This is a genomic window from Paraburkholderia sediminicola, assembly GCF_046027355.1.
Lineage (GTDB): Bacteria > Pseudomonadota > Gammaproteobacteria > Burkholderiales > Burkholderiaceae > Paraburkholderia > Paraburkholderia sediminicola_B.
In genome coordinates, this window is sequence record NZ_JAQQEK010000031.1 from 77,170 (window position 1) to 94,050 (window position 16,881).

Here is a 16,881-nt window from a genome sequence, read left to right on the forward strand (position 1 = left end):
TTGCGCATCGGCATGGAGAATCTGTGCGGTGCGTGCCATATAGCTAGGATTCCAGAATAAACCGCAGCGGCGTGTCGTTGTTTGGCGGTCCGTCAATTGAATCTATTCAAGCCGGGTGGCGCCGCCCATCGGCGGAACAGGCACACCACGGCCTGTTGCGCGTTTACCGCGCCCGCCAATTTTTATTTCTTCGCCAGAAGCGAATCGCTATACTTTCCATATACGGTTCATTGTTCCATATAAGGAACGTTTAATCGTTCACGTGCGCGGGGGCCGCACGTCATAAGCCAGAGCGCCAAACCAGCCAGAGCAATAAAAACCACGATGACCAAGAACCTGACCATCAATCTACGGATCGCGATCACCATCGCGTTTCTCGGCGTGCTGCTGATCGCCACCGGCGTGCTCGGCATTCTCGGCATGAACGAAAGCAACGAGGCGCAGCGCGATGCCTACACGGTCCATTTCGCCTCGGTCGTCGCGCTCGGCAAGTCGGGCACGGCCATGTCGCGCGCGCGTTTCGGACTCGACTGGGCGATGAGCAATCCGCACTCGCCGCAACTGAACGCGCAACTCGAGCGTGCGCGCATGCTGCTCGGCGATTCGGATAAATGGTGGAACAGCTTTCGCGATCTGCCGAAAACGCCCGAACTGCAGCGCCTCACCGACGACCTCGACACGAAGCGCACCGCCGTGCGCCGCGACGGCATCGACAAACTGATCGAGGCGATCCACACCGGCGACGCGAGCTGGATGGACGAAAGCCGCGCGAACCGTCTGATCGGCCTTTACACAGCGATGAACGCGAGCCAGGGCGCGCTGGAGGACTATCTGAACCAGCAGGCGAGCGATGCGAGCGAGCGCTCGGCCACGCTATTTCATACGCTGCTGTATGCGTGCATCGGCAGCATTCTGGTGGGATTGACCGTCGCCTTCATCAGTTGGCGCACGTTGCGCCGCGCGATCATGGCGCCGCTGAACGACGCGTTGCGCCAGTTCGACGCGATCGCCGCCGGCGAACTGACGACCCACGTGCCGATTCGTTCGAACGACGAAATGGCGACACTCTTGCGCGGCGTCGCGTCGATGCAGGACAAACTCGGCGCCACTGTCACCACCGTGCGGGCCGGCTCGCATTCGATCGCGTCGTCGACGCAGCAGATCGCCGCCGGCAACCTCGATCTGTCGCAACGCACCGAGGAACAGGCCGCGTCGCTCGAAGAAACCGCGGCGGCGATGGAGCAGCTCACGTCGACCGTGCAGTTGAATGCCGAGAACGCGCATCACGCGAGCGAGCTGGCGTCGCGTGCCTCCGAGATGGCCGGGCGCGGGCGCACGTCGGTCGGCAGCATGGTCGAGACGATGCGCGTGATTCACGCGGGTTCGTCGAAAATGACCGGCATCATTACCGCGATCGAAGGCATTGCGTTTCAGACCAATATTCTCGCGCTGAACGCGGCCGTCGAAGCGGCGCGCGCGGGTGAGGAAGGGCGCGGTTTCGCGGTGGTGGCGGGCGAGGTGCGCAGTCTCGCGCAGCGTTCGGCGGCTGCCGCGAAGGAGATCGGCTCGCTGATCGCGGAGTCGACCTCGCGCGTCGAGAGCGGCGCGGGGCTCGTCAACGAGGCAGGCGAGACGATGCAGGAAATCGAAGCCGCGATCGGGCGCGTGGCGCGCATTGTCGGCGAGATCGCGGCGGCGTCGAAAGAGCAGAGCGAGGGCATCAAACAGGTGAGCCTCGCCGTCACGCAGATGGACGAGGTCACGCAACACAACGCGGCGCTGGTCGAGGAGAGCGCGGCGACCGCGAACTCGCTCGCGGATCAGGCGCGGCAATTGAGCGAATTGACCGCGGCCTTCAAAGTCGCGAGCGATGCGGCGCAGCGCGAGGTAGTTTTCTGAACCTCAGTGGATTCAGGCAGGCAACTTGCGGAACGAAATCGCGAAGCGGTTCCATGCATTGATCGCGGAGACCAGCAGCGTCAGATCGACCAGTTCTTCATCGCCGAAGTGCGGGCGCACCGCTTCCCAGACCGCGTCGGGGACATGGTCTTGCGACACCAGCGTCAGCGCTTCGGTCCATTCGAGCGCGGCGCGTTCGCGGTCCGTGAAGAACGGCGTTTCGCGCCAGACCACGACGGTCGCGAGACGCCGGTCGGTTTCGCCGCCCTTGCGCGCGTCGGTGGTGTGCATGTCCACGCAGTATGCGCAGCCGTTGATCTGCGAGGCGCGCAGCCGAACCAGTTCGGTCAGCGATTTTTCCAGGGCCGATTTGCCGATGCGTTCTTCAACGCCGATCATGGCCTTGATCGCAGCGGGGTTGGCTTTGTAGAAGTCGAGACGTTGTTCCATGATTCACTCCTGAGTTGGGTTGAACGCATTCCGTGATGCGATGAGTGAAGGTTAGGCCCATGACTGGTTTTGGGAAATGACCGATTTTGGCTATTTTCAGGTAACCACTTCGACTCGGTAACGGCGAACACGCGCAGCATGCCGAGCGTCCTTACCGATGGTAATGGCATCGTTGCCGCGCATCGGGCGATTCGGTATGGTGGGTTATCCCTCCATCTACCCATCCGAAGAGATCGCGCATGACTTCCGCCACAGACCACCAACCGCCGCCGATCCGCACCGACGTCCTGATCGTCGGCGCCGGCCCCGTGGGGCTTTTCGCCGCTTTCGAGGCGGGCGTGATCGGCCTGTCCTGCCAGATCGTCGACGGGCTCGACAAGGTCGGCGGCCAATGCATCGAGCTCTATCCGGACAAGCCGATCTACGATATTCCCGCTATTTCATCATGCACCGCGCGCGAACTGGTCGAGCGCCTGCTGGCGCAATGCAAGCCGTTCGATCCGCCCATTCATCTCGAGCAACGGGTCGAGTCGGTCGAGCAGGGGGGCGACGGGCGCTGGACAGTACGTACCGATCGCGGCCTCGTGTTCGACGTCGCGGCGATCCTGTTGGCCGCCGGCAATGGCGCATTCGTGCCGCAAAAGCTGACGCTGGCCGAAGCCGTGCCGCTGGAGTCGCGCCACGTGCACTACAGCGTGCCACGTCTTGCCGACTTCGCCGACAAGACGGTGGTCGTGGCGGGCGGCGGCGATTCCGCGCTCGACTGGGCGCTGGCGCTGCGCAAGGTCGCGCGCCGGGTGACGCTGGTGCATCGGCGCAGCGGTTTCAGCGCGGCCGATTCGAGTGTCGAGTCGATGCGGCGCGCGGTCGAGGCGGGCGAGATGGACTTCGTCGTCGGCGCGATCGCGGGGCTCAACGTCGAAGGCGACGCATTGAAGTCGATCACGTTGCGACATATCGAGGGCGAGACGCAACTCGCGGCCGAGCATCTCGTCGCGTTGTACGGACTCGTCGCCGATCTCGGGCCGATCGCGCAATGGGGGCTGTCGATTCATGGTGGGCGCGTGGATGTCGAAACATCGAACTACGAGAGCTCGCGGCCCGGCATCTTCGCGGTTGGCGATATCGCCAACTATCCGAATAAGCAGAAGCTGATTCTGTCGGGTTTTCATGAGGCATCGCTGGCATTGCGCCGCGCGTACTCGTACGCCTATCCGGACAAAAAGCGCGTGCACGTGCATTCCAGTTACGACGCGAAGCTGGCGGAAAAGGTCAGCGCTGCCGGGTGACTATGTTGCGGAGATATCGAGTTCCTGATTGATTGAGCCGGTGGTGATTCACAGATCACTACCGGCTCTTTTCTACCTGCCGCCTATTTCCCGGCGGGTTGACTCGCGGCCGCGGCGGCGCTGGCCTCTTTGTCTTTCTTCTTGGCCTCGTGGTGACCGACCGCGCAGCCGGCGGCCGCGCCCGCTACGCCGTGGTCACCCGCAACGTGGCCGGCGACGCCGCCCACGACCGCGCCTTTCGTACAGCCTTCTGCTTGCGCGGCGGTGTGGGTGAGTGCCAGCGCTGCGGCGAGGGCGAGAGTGGTGAATGCTTGTTTCAATTGCGGCTCCTGGTTTCTGATGAGTGTGCGATCAGCGAGTAGCAATTGCGGGGCCCGGCGATTCCACTCGCGCTTTTGTCGACGCGGCAGACGGCGCCGGACCTTTCGCGGGGACCTCAGGTAAAACCATAGGCAAAGCGGACGGTGACTGGCGGTGTATGCTTTTGGGCGTAGCCCTTATTCCGGATCACCATGAAACAGCTTGATGTCCCCTCCGCCGGCGAAAACGGCAAGCCTGCCAAGGTCCCGGCCACGGCCCGCCCGAGTGCGGCTGTCGACGTCGACTACTGGACGCTGGTGCAGGCGATCGAAGACTATGCGATCTTCCTGCTCGACGCGACCGGGCGGATCGTTAGCTGGAATGCCGGGGCACAGAAGCTGACGGGTTACACGGACGAGATCATCGGCCAGCACTTTTCATGCTTCTATGCGGAGGAAGCCGTGGCGCGCGGCTGGCCCGCCTACGAACTGCAACAGGCGTCGCTGACCGGCCGCTTCGAGGACGAAGGCTGGCGGGTCCGCAAGGACGGCACGACGTTCTGGTCGAACGTCGTGATTACGTCGATCCGCAATGACGCGGGCATTCTGACCGGCTTCGCCAAGATCACGCGCGATCTCACCGCGCAACGCGAGTATCTGGAAGCGCTGCGGCAAAGCGAGGAGCGGTTCCGTTTGCTGGTCGACTGCGTCAAGGACTACGCGATCTTCATGCTCGATCCGCAAGGCTACGTGGTGAGCTGGAACGCCGGCGCCGCGCGCATCAAAGGCTATACACGCGAGGAAATCGTCGGCCAGCATTTCTCGGTTTTCTACGTGCCTGAGGAAGCGGCGGCAGGCAAGCCCGCGCGCGAACTGGCAATCGCCCGGCAGATCGGACACGTCGAGGACGAAGGCTGGCGCGTGCGTAAGGACGGCACGACCTTCTGGGCCAACGTCGTCATCACCGCGGTGCATGACGAAACGAACCGGCTGCGCGGCTTCGCCAAGGTCACGCGCGATCTGACCGAGCGGCGTCAGCGCGAGGAACTGCAGCGTTCGGGCGAACGCATGCGCCAGTTTCTCGCCACCCTCGCTCATGAATTGCGCAATCCGCTCGCGCCGGTACGCAATGCGATCGGTGTGATGCAACTCGAAACCGGCGTCAGTCCCACGATGGCGCGTTCGCGCGATTTGATCGATCGCCAGGTCACGCACCTCACGCGCCTCGTCGACGATCTGCTCGACGTCGGCCGGATCATGTCGAACAAGGTCGAGCTGCGCCTTGGACGTGTCGATCTGGCCGAGGTGATGGCGCGTGCGATCGAGGCCGCCCGGCCGTTTACGGACGCGCACGAGCAGCGGGTCGTGCAGCATATGCCGGACGATCCGGTGATCGTGCGCGGCGACATGACGCGCCTCGTGCAGGTGTTGCAGAACCTTTTGCACAACGCGGCAAAATTCTCGCCGGTGGGCAGTGCCATCGACGTACTGGCGCGTATCGATTACCACATGGCCGTGCTCGAAGTGCGCGATGCCGGATGCGGCATTCCTGTGCGCTCGCTCGACAAGATCTTCGAGCTGTTCGCTCAGGAGAAGGACGGACAGAATGCCGGCGAGGGCGGTCTCGGCATCGGCCTCACGTTGTGCAAGTCGCTCGTCGAGATGCATGGCGGCAGCATTATCGCGAGCAGCGAAGGGCCGGGCTGCGGCAGCACCTTCACGCTGAGTCTGCCGCTGGCCGCCGCGCCCTCCGAAGCAACGGGCGATGAGGCGAACGCGGCCAACACCGAAGTCGCGCCACTGCGCATTCTGCTGGTCGATGACAATCGCGATTCGGCCGACAGTCTCGCGATGCTGCTCGAGCTCAAAGGCCACGAGGTGCGCATCGCCTACGAGGGCGAGCAGGCCGTTCAGGTCGCGCCGCGCTTCGCGCCCCACCTCGCCGTGATCGACATTGCGATGCCGAAGATGGACGGCTACGCGACCATCGCGGCGCTGCGCGCGATGCCCGAGCTGGCCCATACCCTGTACGCCGCCATGACCGGCTTCGGCCACGCGAGCGATCGCGAGCGCACCCGCGACGCCGGTTTTCATGCGCATCTCGTGAAGCCGGTGGAACTCCATCTGTTCGATGCTTTGTTGGCCGAGGCGGAAGCGCGGCGTAGCGGGCACGGTCCCGGCTAGCTGTTCGCGCAACGCACGCTTCCTTCATACCCGAGCAGTGTGATGGCTGGCGTGCATCGGCATTTCTCATTCCGAAGAAAATCGTTCCGTGTCCCGGCGTCCGGCGCCTGAGGCACGCCGCTTGCTGAGCTTCTTTTGTGCGCGGCGGCCCTTGAGTGTCCGCCGGCACTCGATCGAACAGCTTCAGGGAGGCACGATGCTCGATACGCGTGATCGTGCGGCCGGCGTCAATGCGCGGCCGCCGCAAAGCTCCGGCATGACCGCGTCTCGCGATTCCCATGCAGCGGCGAGTAGGGCACGGAAGGAGGCGGATCCTGCCGGGTCGCTTGAAAATTTTCTGCGTGACACGCGTTTCGATCCCAACGACCCCGCCGCGCTCGGCGACGTGTTGCGCGCGCTGGTCGAACACGGGTATGACCGCGCGCCTTTTGTGCCCTTGCCGGGACACGGCGAGACGCTCTCGCGCTGGCGCGCTCTCGCAGCGGTGGCCGCGTGCGATCTCGGACTTGTCAAGCTGTTCGAGGGCCACACGGATGCGCTCGCAATCGTCGCCGAATTGCAGGGACTCACGCCGCCTGCGGGAAGCCGTTGGGGTGTCTGGGCCGCCGAGCCGCCCGATGCGCGCGTGCAGGCGCTCAAAGTAGGAATCCGAAGCGATGGCGAGGATCTTCGTCTCGCCGGCACGAAAGCCTGGTGCTCGGGCGCGGGTGTCGTCACGCATGCGCTCGTTACCGCATGGCTGGACGATGAGCCGGTGCTGGCGGCCGTCGCGATGGATCAGCCAACTATCTCGATCGATTCGTCGAAGTGGCAAGCGGTCGGCATGCGGGCCACGGCAAGCGCTGACGTGACCTTCGACCAGGCATCGGCGACGCTGGTGGGCGGCGCGCATTCCTATGTGCGGCGGCCAGGCTTCTGGCACGGCGGCGCCGGTATCGCCGCGTGCTGGTATGGGGCCGCCGCGCAGATCGGCCGGATGCTGAGCGACGCGTGCACGCAGCGCGCGGATCCACATCGGCTCGCCCATCTCGGTGCGGTCGAGGTGGCATTGGCCGGCGCGGCCGCCGTATTGCGCGAGACCGCCGCGCACATCGACGCCAATCCGTTGGCTGACTCGCAACGCGAGACGATGCGCGCGCGCCTCGTGGTCGAAGAGGCCGCGACCGCCGTGATGAATCACGCGACGCGTACGCTCGGTGCCGGGCCGCTGTGCCGCAACGCGCGCTTCGCGCGTGCGCTGGCGGATCTGCCGGTGTTCCTGCGGCAGAGCCACGCGGAGCGCGATCTTGCGGCGCTCGGTGAACTGAGCGCGGCGGCAGGTTCCGCCGACTGTCGTCATGATTCTGCTGGCAGAGGTTCCCCGTGGACGCTCTGACGCCATGCACCGGAGGGCCGTTGACATGAGTTCTCCAGCCACTTACTTCGACGAGCTCTACCAGCAGAGCGACGATCCCTGGAAACTACGCGAAGGCTGGTACGAGAGCCGCAAGCGCTCGCTCACGCTCGCCTTGCTGCCGCGTCCGCGTTACCGGAGCGCGTTCGAACCCGGCTGCGCGAACGGCGAACTGACCGCTGAGCTGGCGAAGCGTTGCGATACGCTGCTCGCCGCGGATCTGCACGAGCGCGCGGTGCAACTTGCGCGCGAGCGCGTTGCCGGCGCGGCTCACGTCCGTGTCGAACAGCGCACGGTGCCACTCGAGTGGCCGACCGAAGCGGGGCCGTTCGATCTGATCGTGATCAGCGAATTTGCGTACTACCTCGATTCCGCGGAGCTCGAAACGCTGGCTTCACGGATCGCCGCCTCGCTCACTACAGACGGCACGCTACTCGCCTGCCATTGGCGCAGGCCCTTTGCCGAAGCGCTCGAATCCGCCGACGCCGCGCATGCGCTGTTCGATGCGCGCTGCGGCCTCACGCGCCTTGCACATCACGATGAAGCCGATCTGCTGATCGACGTCTGGTCGCGCGACGCCCGGTCGGTCGCGCAACGCGAGGGGCTCCTATGATCGGCGTGATCGTTCCGGCACATAACGAAGAGGCGTTGCTGGCGCCTTGCCTCGCGGCCCTGATCGCCGCCTCGCGCCACGAGGACCTGGCGGGAGAAACGGTGCGCATCGTGGTCGTGCTCGACGCTTGCGACGACTTCACCGGCGCGATCGCGCGCGCCTACGGCGTCGAGACGCTGACGCTGAAAGCGCGCAATGTCGGCATCGCGCGCGCGACGGGCGCGGACTTCCTGCTGGCGGACGGCGCGCGCTGGCTCGCGTTCACCGACGCCGACAGCCGCGTGTCGTCGGGCTGGCTGGTCGCGCAGTTGTCGCTGGATGCGGACGCGGTGTGCGGTTCGATTGCCGTCGACGACTGGACCGCGCACCCGCACAGCGTGCGCGAATACTTCCGCAAGACTTACGTGGATGCCGACGGTCATCGTCACGTTCATGGTGCGAATCTCGGCGTGTCGGCCGACGCTTACCGGCGCGCGGGTGGTTTTCCGCCGCTCAAGTGCAGCGAGGATGTCGCGCTGGTTGATCGGCTGATCACGATCGGCGCGCGCATCGCGTGGAGCGCGGCGCCGCGCGTGATCACGAGCGCGCGCGCAGCGGCTCGCGCTCGCGGCGGCTTCGGCGATACGCTCGTGGCGTGGGCGGCGGCCGGGTAAGAGGGCGCCGTCCGCGGTAACAGGAGGGCGACATGATGGAAGCGATCTTGCTGCTATTCGGTCAAGGCAGGATGCTCGATCCGCTGCAGATGGGCATGCGCGCGATCGTGGTGTTTCTGGTCGCGCTGGTGCTGATCCGCATCTCGGGCCGGCGCTCGTTCGGACAACGCTCGCCGTTCGATTCGGTGGTGGTGATTCTGCTCGGCGCGACGTTGAGCCGGGCCATCGTCGGCGCGTCGCCGTTTATCGCTACGGTCGCGGCGTCATTCGTGATCGTCATCTGCCACCGGGCGCTGGCGTGGGTATGCATGCGCTCGCGTGCGCTGGAGCGGCTGGTGGGCGGTGTCGAACGCGAGGTGTTCAGCAACGGCGCGTTCAACGCGCGCGAGATGGATGCCGCGCTCATTAGCCGAACCGACGTTCAGGAAAGCGTGCGGCAGAAAACCGGCTCACGTTCGATGGATAACGTGGCCGCGGCGATTCTCGAACGCAACGGCGAAGTGAGCGTGATCCGCAAGAAGGCTTGAGGCGAACCGCTCAGCCCCGGCCGCCGCGCGAGATTTCCTCGCCGGCGCCGTGCGGCATGCGCAGCGTGACCGGAATCGACGCGAACGAGCACAGCCCGACCACCAGAAACGCCGGCCAGAAATCCGACCATGTGATGCCCGGATGCCCATGCAGCACGCGCGAGATCTGCAACACGATACCGCCGATCGTCACGCCGAGGCCGAGCGACATCTGCTGCACGACGCTGCCGAGACTCGTGGCGCGGCCCACGTCGCGACTGGCGATTTCCGCGTAAGTGAGCGAGTTCAGACTCGTGAACTGCAGCGCGGGGAAGAAGCCGCCGAGCAACACGACCAGCCAGATGATCCACGTCGGCGTGCCGGGGAAAAATAGTCCGCAGGCCGCAATCGAGAGCCCCGACAACGCGGCGTTGACCACCAGCACCGAACGGAAGCCGAAGCGGTGCAGCACGCTCGAGGCGACCGTGCGCATGAACATGCCGCCGAACGCGGACGCGCACGTGATCAGGCCGGATTCGAACGCGCTCATGCCGTGGCCTTCCTGCAGCATCAGCGGCAACAGGAACGGCAGTGCGCCCAGACCGATCCGAAACAACGAACCGCCGAGCACGCTCGCCTGGAACGTCGGCACCTTGAAAAAGCGCAAGTCGAGCAGCGGCAGCGGGACGCGCTGCGCGTAGGCGACATAGGCCGCGAGCAGAACCGCGCCGCACGCGCACATGCCGAACGCGTCGCGATTGGAAATCAGTTCGCCGCCGACCAGCGACAGCCCGAGCAAAAGCAGTACCGCACCCGCGGCCGACAGAAAAAAGCCGATCCAGTCGAGGGGACCCGGGTCCGGTTCGCGCGTGTTGGCGATGTGCTTGTTGGTCAGATAGATGCCGAGGATGCCGATCGGCACGTTGATGAAAAAAATCAGCCGCCAGTGCAGATAAGTCGTGATGAAGCCGCCGAGCAGCGGTCCCGCGGCGGGGCCGAGCATCGCGGGAACGCTCAGGTAGTTCATCGCGCGGATGAAGTCGGACTTGTGCACCACGCGGAAGATGATGATCCGCCCGACCGGCACCATCATCGCGCCGCCCACGCCTTGCACGAAGCGCGCGAGCGTGAAGGTGGCCAAGGAATTCGACGCGGCGCACAGCAGCGAGCCCGTCACGAAGATGCCGATCGCCGTGCGGAAGATCGTGCGCGCGCCGAACCGGTCGGCGAGCCATCCGCACACGGGAATGAACACGCCGAGGCCCAGCACGTAGCTCGTCACCGCGATTTTCAGCGTGACCGGATCGCGCCCGAAGTCGCGCGCCATGGCCGGTAGCGCGGTGACGATCACGTTCGCGTCGACGCTTTCCATGAACATCGCGCACGCGACGATAAGGGGCGCAATCAGGGCTTTCTGGACGGCGGTCATGAAGGCGGGCTGCGGCGAACGGTCGCGGGCAAAGGGGCCATTATTGCACCTGTACGGTGCGGATTGTTAACAGCGCAGGGTCCGATGCCACCCTTTTTAAGACCGGGTGATTGCGCATGTGACCGTCGTGCAACAGGTCCACGGCTTTATTGATATTTGTTGCAGTGCGGCAGGAGAGGGCTATAATCGGGTTATTGCCTAGGTATAAACCCTATATAGGAGTCCGCCATGAACACCGCATCCAACGCTTCCGCCGTCCGCGCTACCGCCGCCAACAACACCTTCTTCGGCAAGCTGCGCGCCTTGGCACTGCATGCACTGAACCTGCACCTGCAAAACTGTGCCGTGATCGCGGAAGCGCATCGCCGTCCGGAGTAAGACAAAAGCCGCGCGCCGCACGCGCTGACCGATAGAGCAGGGCGCAGACATGCGCCGGGCCCGTCGTGCGCACGGCGCCACCGCTTAGCATCATTTCTGCGTCATTCATGCCCGTCAGGCCGCGATTTCAACAGCGGCCTGCAGGCACGTGCAGCGAGCGCTGTGCGATCTGGTCTCATCATTCAAGTTTCTTTGCAGCGGCGGCACGCGCGCAATTCGCGCCGTGTGAGCGTCTTTTGTGACGCCGCTCGTGTTTCCGAACTCGTACGGCAACGACCCCCGTACATCATGGCTTGAGTTAGTCGCGGGCGCGGCTCGACACCCTCACGGCCTTGCGCTCCATGGTCGCTCGCGTGGCCAGTGCGCTCATCAACAGTGCCATCGACACCAGCCCGACCATATACACGCCTGCCATCATCCAATCCTGTTCCGCCATTTTCATTCTCCTTCGATTACCGAACTTCACCCGGCAAGTGCGCCGCGTTTCACTGAGCTATTGCTCTCGATTACGGCACGCGAAGAGAAAATCTTGATGCTGCGATTCAACGCTTCGAGCGACATGGCATGCGCACACAATCGACGCAACGTCGAATCTTCATTCGCAGTGCACGAATAGCGTTTAAACTTCAGCCCCCTGTCGACAACCAGGCGCGCCTTATCGCGGCCCAATCGGCAATTTCGACCGTTTTATTTACGCGTACCGCTGTGTTGCGCAGCGCAGCGCATTCAGACTCAATGGCCGGGCCCAGGTTAAACCCCTCGATACAGCTGACGCTGTCAACCTTTTCACCCCTGTGCCGTTATCCATTTGTAATCGCCAATAACCGGCGACGCCGCAACGGACAATCCGACGCGACAGCTCCACGCAAGGCCCTGCATTGACCATGTTCCATCGATATAACTATAAATTCGACCGGCTAGGCGCGATGTTCGACCGTGCATCGAAAACGCTTTGCAGCAGGGGATTTCTCTCGCCTGTGCTCGCGCTCGTGATTGGCGCGCTGCTGCTGGTCGTTTTGCAACACCTCTCGCAAGCAGTCGACTATCGCTCGGTGATGCGTCAGTTGCGTCAACTGACGGCCGGCGAGTGGACCGCCGCGCTCGGCGCCACCGCGCTCAGCTATGTGGCGCTGGTCGGCCGCGACGCCGTTGGTTTGCGCTATCTCGGCGCGGTCGTGCCGCGTGTGGCGTTGTGGATCGGCGCGACCGCCGGCTCGGCACTCGGCAATGCCACTGGCTTCGGCGCGCTCACGGGCGGCGCCGTGCGCGCGCGCGTCTACGGCGTGGCGAGCGTCACGCCCGCGCAGATCGGCCGCATGACGGTGTTCACGAGCGTGTCGCTCGCGCTCGCACTGGTGCTGATGACGGCGCTCGGCATGGTCGGCGTGGCCGGCACGCTCGCGCCGATGCTGCATCTCGAACCCGTCACGCTGCGTTGGATTGGCATGGCGCTGCTCGTCGTACTCGGATTGACGGCCGCCGCATGCCGCAATGAAACGCGCCCGCTGCGCACGCGCTTGCATTGGCTCTCGTTCGATATTCCCGCGCGCCGCGACCTGCTGGCGCAAGTAGCGCTCGCGGTGCTCGACGTGGTGGCCGCCGGCCTCGCCTTGTGGGCGCTGCTGCCGCATGCGGACGTGAGCTTCGTGACCTTCATCACGGTCTACGCCGCGGCCATGCTGCTCGGCATGATCGGCCACACGCCCGGCGGCGTCGGCGTGTTCGAAGCGGCGATGGTGTTCACGCTGAACGGCAGCGTGCAAACGCATCAGATGGTCGCCGCCTTGCTCGCGTATCGCGCGATTTACTTCGGTGTCCCGTTGATCGTCTCGGCCGCGCTGCTCGCCGGTTTCGAAGGCCGCGCGCTGAAAAGCCGTTTGCCGCTGCAACACGCCGCTGCGGCGTCGAAGCTTGCGCCGCTGTTCCTTAGTCTCGTCACGTTCGTGGTCGGCGGCATGCTGGTGATTTCCAGCGCGACGCCCGCGTTCTGGCAACGCATTCACATGTTGCGCGATGTGCTGCCGCTGTGGGTGCTCGAAAGTTCGCAGATGCTCTGCAGCGTGCTCGGCGTGCTGCTGCTGTTCGTCGCCCGTGGTTTGCTGCGGCGGCTGGACGCCGCATGGTGGATGACGCTTCTGCTGGCGGTGCTGAGTCTCGCGTTGTCGCTGACCAAAGGTCTGGCGTTCGTGGAAGCCGGGGTGCTCGGCATGCTGGTCGTGTTGCTGCTGTCCACGCGCCGGCGTTTCAACCGGCATTCGTCGCTGTTCGCGGAGCGCTTTACGGCGGGCTGGCTGGTGTCGGTCGCGATGGTGCTGATGCTGGCCACGTGGGTGATGCTGTTTGCTTTCCGCGACGTGCCGTACACGCGCGACCTGTGGTGGCAATTCGCCTTCGACGAACGTGCGCCGCGTGCGTTGCGCGCGACGCTGGCCGCGAGCCTGTTCGCCGCGACGTTCTCGTTCTGGCAATTGCTGCGTCCCGCGCCGGGGCGCTTCGTCAAACCGGCGCCGGAAGATCTGCACGACGCGGCGCGTATCGTGCGTGCGCAGGAACGCAGCGACGCCGGTCTCGCGCTGATGGGCGACAAGAGTTTTCTGTTCTCCGAGTCGCGCAAGGCTTTCCTGATGTACGCGAAATACGGCCGTACGTGGGCCGCTTTGCACGATCCGGTGGGTCCGCGCGAAGAGTGGGCCGGCCTGATCAGCAAGTTCGTCGCGCTCGCGCATACGCACGGCGGCCGCGCGGCGTTCTATCAGGTGCGCGCCAACGCGTTGCCGCTTTATCTCGACGCCGGTCTCACGCTGATGAAGCTCGGCGAGGAAGCGCACGTCGTGCTCGACGATTTCGACCTGAAGGGCTCGCATCGCGCGCATCTTCGCTATGCACTCAAGCGCGGCGAGCGTGATGGCTTCACCGTCGAAGTGATCGATCAGGCGAACGTGCCCGCGTCGCTCGACACGCTGCGCGAGATTTCCGACGGCTGGCTCGACAGCCGCGACGCGCGAGAAAAGAGCTTCTCGGTGGCCGCCTTCACGGACGAGTATCTCGCCGCCCAATCGGTGATGCTGGTGCGCCAGAACGGTGAGCCGGCCGCGTTCGTCACCTTCATGACGACCGACATGAATACCGAGGCGACGGTTGGCGTGATGCGTCATGTGGAAAGCGCGTCGCCGTATGCAATGGAGTATCTGTTCACGCAACTGGCGCTGCATCTGAAGCAGGCGGGTTTCCGCTCGCTCAGCCTCGGCATCGCGCCGCTCTCCGGCATGCAGCCCACGCCGCTCGCTTCGCGCTGGCATCGGTTCGCCGGCATCGTGTGGCGTTTTGGCGGCCGTTTCTATAACTTCCGCGGACTGCGTGCTTTCAAGAGCAAGTTCCAGCCGCATTGGGAGCCGCGCTATCTCGCGGCGTCGGGTTCGGTGGGCGTGTTCTTCACGCTCGCGGACCTGTCATTGCTGGCAGGAGGCCGGCGTTCATGACATTGCATTCGTTGTTCAAGCTCGCCGTGGCGGCGAGCCTCGTGACCGGCGGCGCGCTCGCGCACGCCGCGACCACCACTGTGCCCGGCGGCCGTTATGGCGACGTCACGGTGACGCAGCCGGCCGGCCCGTTGCGCGGCTTCGTGGTGCTGTACTCGCAAGCGAGCGGCTGGAGCGCGGCGGACCAGCAAAGCGCCGACGCGCTCGCCAAGGCCGGCGCGTTGACCGTCGGCGTCGACACCGCCCGCTATGCCGCCAATCTGGTTGCGAAGAAAGAGGCCTGCCATCAACTGGTGGGCGATGCGGAAGCGTTGAGCCATCAACTCGAACGGCAATCGCAATCGAGCCATTATTTCGCGCCGATCGTCGCGGGTACCGGACAGGGCGCGACGCTCGCCATGCACGTGCTCGAACAGGCGCCGTCGAATACGATTGCCGGCGCGGTCGCGGTGGACGCCGAGCACGTGCTCGATCCACGCTTTCAGCCTTGCCCGCCGGACCCGACAATTATCCGCGACAAGGTGCCGGGCTTCGTCGAAAAGGCGGCGACGGGTAACGCCGATCGCACACGCCTCGTCGCGTTGGTCAAGCCGCATTTGCAGGCGGTGTCGACGAGCGCCGACGACGTCTCCGATCTGCCGCTCATCGAATTGCCGGCCGCGCATCCGAACGGCCTCATGGCGATCGTGATATCCGGCGACGGCGGCTGGCGCGATCTCGACAAGACAATCGCCCAGGCGTTGCAGAAAGACGGCGTCTCCGTGATCGGCTGGGACAGCCTGCGCTATTTCTGGAGCGAAAAGCCGCCCGCGCAAACGAGCCGCGACCTCGCGCGCGTGATGCAGACCTATGGGGCACGCTGGAACGCGCAGCATATCGCGCTCGTCGGCTATTCGTTCGGCGCGGACGTGATGCCGTTCGCCTATAACCGTCTGCCGGAAACGCTGCGCGCGAAGGTGTCGCTGATCGCGTTGCTCGGCTTCGCGCCGGATGCCGATTTTCAGATTCGCGTGGGCGGCTGGCTCGGCATGCCGGCCAGCGACAAGGCGTTGAAGGTCCAGCCGGAATTGACGCGCGTGCCGCCGGCCATCGTGCAGTGCTTCTACGGCGAGAACGAGAAGGACACCTTGTGTCCGGCGCTGACCAAAACCGGCGTCGAGGTGATTCGCACTTCGGGCGATCACCACTTCGGCGGCGATTACGATTCGCTCGAAAAGCGCATTCTCAGCGCTTTCAGGAAGCAGAGCGGCGTGCGTTGATACTCATGCGTAGCTTGGAGCGCAAGGGCGTCCAGACTACGCTGATGTATGGTTCACTCGACGAAGGATTGGACGCGCTGGAAATTTATTTCGGATCCCGTGGTAATTGCCTGGGCAAGCTGAAGAACATCGACGTGAAACTGGTCGGTCAAGATCGACCACGCGTTCTTTTCACAGACCGCGCGCGATGTGGCGATGACGCAGATCGACCGGTTTCTGCGCGAGCGTGAGTTGAATGCGCGGCGTTCGCCCGCTGTGGCAGATCGCGGTTTGCGCGTCGCGCAGGCTCTACGGCGTTGAGGTCATCGCGATGGTGAGCCTATGGTCTGCGATGCTGTGCATTACAGCCCGTAAGCACGGCGTCGAACGGCTTTCGCAGCCAGGCAGAGAGCACACCGCGGCGCGTATTGCAATCGACAGGGATTGACAAAGCGCCTCAAGTCAACGAAGATCGAACACATGAACTGCCTCGACATCCGTATTGCGCTGATTATTAGCATCATTCATCGAATGGTGGGTTAGCGCGCGTCTGATAGCAGTGACACATAACCCGCCCCACGAGGCGGGTTTTTTTATGTCCGCTTGCAGCCCGCCTCCTGGTGAACTCTCTGCTGATTCGTCCTTGCCGCACAGGAGCTTGCCTTGTCGTTACACCAACTCAAACAGGCCGCTGAAGCCGCCGATAGCGTCGCGCTTCGTCACGACTACCTGAAAAAAACCCTGACCGCACGCGTCTACGACGTGGCCCGCGAAACCGAACTCGAACGCGCGCCGAATCTGTCGGCCCGTCTGCGCAACCCGGTTTATCTGAAGCGCGAGGACAACCAGCCGGTGTTCTCGTTCAAGGTGCGCGGCGCGTACAACAAGATGGCGCATATTCCTTCTGAGGCGTTGGAACGTGGGGTGATTACGGCGTCGGCGGGTAATCATGCGCAGGGCGTGGCGCTGTCGGCGGCGCGCATGGGTGTGAAGGCGATCATCGTCGTGCCGGTGACGACTCCGCAGGTCAAGGTCGATGCGGTGCGCGCGCACGGCGGCCCGACCGTCGAA

Annotated in this window: 15 protein-coding genes; 11 read left to right on the plus strand and 4 right to left on the minus strand. The window is 64.4% G+C overall.

Going from position 1 to position 16,881, the window contains the following annotated elements; all coding sequences use genetic code 11:
- Nucleotides 1–324 precede the first annotated feature (324 nt).
- Entirely contained in the window at nt 325–1,899 is a 1,575-nt protein-coding gene (locus PQR42_RS36050; protein WP_408495075.1) for a methyl-accepting chemotaxis protein, read from the plus strand.
- Between the two features lie 12 nt (nt 1,900–1,911).
- On the opposite strand, the gene PQR42_RS36055 is transcribed toward PQR42_RS36050, so the two are convergent.
- Nucleotides 1,912–2,349 carry a carboxymuconolactone decarboxylase family protein gene (locus PQR42_RS36055; protein WP_408220991.1) on the minus strand — a complete coding sequence of 146 codons (438 nt, stop codon included), beginning with the start codon at nt 2,347–2,349 and terminating at the stop codon, nt 1,912–1,914.
- A gap of 239 nt (nt 2,350–2,588) precedes the next feature.
- On the opposite strand from PQR42_RS36055, the gene PQR42_RS36060 reads away from it, so the two are divergent.
- Nucleotides 2,589–3,638 carry an NAD(P)/FAD-dependent oxidoreductase gene (locus tag PQR42_RS36060; RefSeq protein ID WP_408384180.1) on the plus strand — a complete coding sequence of 350 codons (1,050 nt, stop codon included), beginning with the start codon at nt 2,589–2,591 and terminating at the stop codon, nt 3,636–3,638.
- Between the two features lie 83 nt (nt 3,639–3,721).
- Here PQR42_RS36060 and PQR42_RS36065 read toward each other — a convergent pair whose 3' ends face one another.
- Nucleotides 3,722–3,958 carry a hypothetical protein gene (locus PQR42_RS36065; protein ID WP_408220987.1) on the minus strand — a complete coding sequence of 79 codons (237 nt, stop codon included), beginning with the start codon at nt 3,956–3,958 and terminating at the stop codon, nt 3,722–3,724.
- 192 nt (nt 3,959–4,150) lie between these two features.
- Here PQR42_RS36065 and PQR42_RS36070 point away from each other — a divergent pair, with 192 nt between their 5' ends.
- From PQR42_RS36070 to PQR42_RS36090, 5 genes are all read left to right on the plus strand, one after another.
- Nucleotides 4,151–6,121 (plus strand): PAS domain-containing hybrid sensor histidine kinase/response regulator, encoded by a 1,971-nt coding sequence (locus PQR42_RS36070; RefSeq protein ID WP_408220985.1) that lies wholly within the window; start codon nt 4,151–4,153, stop codon nt 6,119–6,121.
- Between the two features lie 196 nt (nt 6,122–6,317).
- Nucleotides 6,318–7,496, plus strand: coding sequence for an acyl-CoA dehydrogenase family protein (locus tag PQR42_RS36075; protein ID WP_408384179.1), 1,179 nt, complete (start codon nt 6,318–6,320; stop codon nt 7,494–7,496).
- Nucleotides 7,497–7,521: 25 nt separating this feature from the next.
- On the plus strand, nt 7,522–8,127 hold the full coding sequence (locus PQR42_RS36080; RefSeq protein ID WP_408384177.1) for a class I SAM-dependent methyltransferase: 606 nt from the start codon (nt 7,522–7,524) through the stop codon (nt 8,125–8,127).
- A complete protein-coding gene (locus PQR42_RS36085; protein ID WP_408220979.1) occupies nt 8,124–8,780 on the plus strand; it encodes a glycosyltransferase family 2 protein in 657 nt (218 codons plus the stop codon). Before PQR42_RS36080 ends, PQR42_RS36085 begins: the two co-directional genes overlap by 4 nt.
- Before the next feature lie 32 nt (nt 8,781–8,812).
- Nucleotides 8,813–9,307, plus strand: coding sequence for a DUF421 domain-containing protein (locus PQR42_RS36090; protein ID WP_408220977.1), 495 nt, complete (start codon nt 8,813–8,815; stop codon nt 9,305–9,307).
- Nucleotides 9,308–9,317: 10 nt separating this feature from the next.
- Here the strand turns inward: PQR42_RS36090 and PQR42_RS36095 are convergent, their stop codons facing one another.
- Nucleotides 9,318–10,715 (minus strand): MFS transporter, encoded by a 1,398-nt coding sequence (locus tag PQR42_RS36095; protein WP_408384175.1) that lies wholly within the window; start codon nt 10,713–10,715, stop codon nt 9,318–9,320.
- Nucleotides 10,716–10,943: 228 nt separating this feature from the next.
- Here PQR42_RS36095 and PQR42_RS36100 point away from each other — a divergent pair, with 228 nt between their 5' ends.
- Nucleotides 10,944–11,093, plus strand: a complete 150-nt coding sequence (locus PQR42_RS36100) for a hypothetical protein (RefSeq protein ID WP_408220973.1) — start codon at nt 10,944–10,946, stop codon at nt 11,091–11,093.
- A gap of 298 nt (nt 11,094–11,391) precedes the next feature.
- Here PQR42_RS36100 and PQR42_RS36105 read toward each other — a convergent pair whose 3' ends face one another.
- Nucleotides 11,392–11,529 carry a hypothetical protein gene (locus PQR42_RS36105; protein WP_408384173.1) on the minus strand — a complete coding sequence of 46 codons (138 nt, stop codon included), beginning with the start codon at nt 11,527–11,529 and terminating at the stop codon, nt 11,392–11,394.
- A 490-nt stretch (nt 11,530–12,019) separates the two neighbouring features.
- Here PQR42_RS36105 and mprF point away from each other — a divergent pair, with 490 nt between their 5' ends.
- The 3 genes from mprF to PQR42_RS36120 all read left to right on the plus strand — a co-directional run.
- Nucleotides 12,020–14,572 carry a bifunctional lysylphosphatidylglycerol flippase/synthetase MprF gene (gene mprF / locus PQR42_RS36110; protein ID WP_408221008.1) on the plus strand — a complete coding sequence of 851 codons (2,553 nt, stop codon included), beginning with the start codon at nt 12,020–12,022 and terminating at the stop codon, nt 14,570–14,572.
- The gene (locus PQR42_RS36115) at nt 14,569–15,831 is read left to right on the plus strand and encodes a virulence factor family protein (RefSeq protein WP_408384171.1); all 1,263 of its coding nucleotides are present in this window, start codon (nt 14,569–14,571) and stop codon (nt 15,829–15,831) included. Before mprF ends, PQR42_RS36115 begins: the two co-directional genes overlap by 4 nt.
- A 642-nt stretch (nt 15,832–16,473) precedes the next feature.
- The coding region (locus PQR42_RS36120) for a pyridoxal-phosphate dependent enzyme (RefSeq protein ID WP_408384169.1) at nt 16,474–16,881 on the plus strand (408 nt) is incomplete at its 3' end.

What these genes read in the sequence shown, in the direction of transcription:
- PQR42_RS36050 (WP_408495075.1), top strand. Translation starts at nt 325, where the DNA reads ATGACCAAGAACCTGACCATCAATCTACGGATCGCGATCACCATCGCG.
- PQR42_RS36055 (WP_408220991.1), bottom strand. Translation starts at nt 2,349, where the DNA reads ATGGAACAACGTCTCGACTTCTACAAAGCCAACCCCGCTGCGATCAAG.
- PQR42_RS36060 (WP_408384180.1), top strand. Translation starts at nt 2,589, where the DNA reads ATGACTTCCGCCACAGACCACCAACCGCCGCCGATCCGCACCGACGTC.
- PQR42_RS36070 (WP_408220985.1), top strand. Translation starts at nt 4,151, where the DNA reads ATGAAACAGCTTGATGTCCCCTCCGCCGGCGAAAACGGCAAGCCTGCC.
- PQR42_RS36075 (WP_408384179.1), top strand. Translation starts at nt 6,318, where the DNA reads ATGCTCGATACGCGTGATCGTGCGGCCGGCGTCAATGCGCGGCCGCCG.
- PQR42_RS36080 (WP_408384177.1), top strand. Translation starts at nt 7,522, where the DNA reads ATGAGTTCTCCAGCCACTTACTTCGACGAGCTCTACCAGCAGAGCGAC.
- PQR42_RS36085 (WP_408220979.1), top strand. Translation starts at nt 8,124, where the DNA reads ATGATCGGCGTGATCGTTCCGGCACATAACGAAGAGGCGTTGCTGGCG.
- PQR42_RS36090 (WP_408220977.1), top strand. Translation starts at nt 8,813, where the DNA reads ATGATGGAAGCGATCTTGCTGCTATTCGGTCAAGGCAGGATGCTCGAT.
- PQR42_RS36095 (WP_408384175.1), bottom strand. Translation starts at nt 10,715, where the DNA reads ATGACCGCCGTCCAGAAAGCCCTGATTGCGCCCCTTATCGTCGCGTGC.
- PQR42_RS36100 (WP_408220973.1), top strand. Translation starts at nt 10,944, where the DNA reads ATGAACACCGCATCCAACGCTTCCGCCGTCCGCGCTACCGCCGCCAAC.
- PQR42_RS36105 (WP_408384173.1), bottom strand. Translation starts at nt 11,529, where the DNA reads ATGGCGGAACAGGATTGGATGATGGCAGGCGTGTATATGGTCGGGCTG.
- mprF (WP_408221008.1), top strand. Translation starts at nt 12,020, where the DNA reads ATGTTCGACCGTGCATCGAAAACGCTTTGCAGCAGGGGATTTCTCTCG.
- PQR42_RS36115 (WP_408384171.1), top strand. Translation starts at nt 14,569, where the DNA reads ATGACATTGCATTCGTTGTTCAAGCTCGCCGTGGCGGCGAGCCTCGTG.